This window comes from Pseudomonas sp. SIMBA_067, assembly GCF_046534675.1.
GTDB lineage: Bacteria > Pseudomonadota > Gammaproteobacteria > Pseudomonadales > Pseudomonadaceae > Aquipseudomonas > Aquipseudomonas putida.
This window is the reverse complement of record NZ_JAWRYH010001182.1, coordinates 1-242: the sequence shown is the minus strand read 5'-3', so window position 1 is coordinate 242 and position 242 is coordinate 1. Positions and strand designations below refer to the sequence as shown.

The following is a 242-nucleotide window of genomic DNA, read 5'->3' as shown; positions in this document are numbered from 1 at the left end:
GGTCTTGCCACGGCAGGAATTCGTTGATGAACGAGCCGACCACCGGGGTACGGCCCAGGCCACCGCCGACCAGCACACGGAAGCCCAGCTCGCCGGCAGCGTTGCGCACCGGCTCCAGGCCGATGTCGTGTACTTCGATGGCGGCGCGGTCTTCTTGCGAGCCGTTGATGGCGATTTTGAACTTGCGCGGCAGGTAAGCGAATTCCGGGTGGAAGGTGGTCCACTGACGGACGATCTCGCAC

At 64.5% G+C, this 242-nt stretch carries 1 pseudogene; it reads right to left on the bottom strand.

Annotation, left to right across the window (positions count from 1 at the left end):
• Nucleotides 1-242 (bottom strand): annotated as a pseudogene (locus SB765_RS33015) (nitrite/sulfite reductase); the annotation flags it as partial.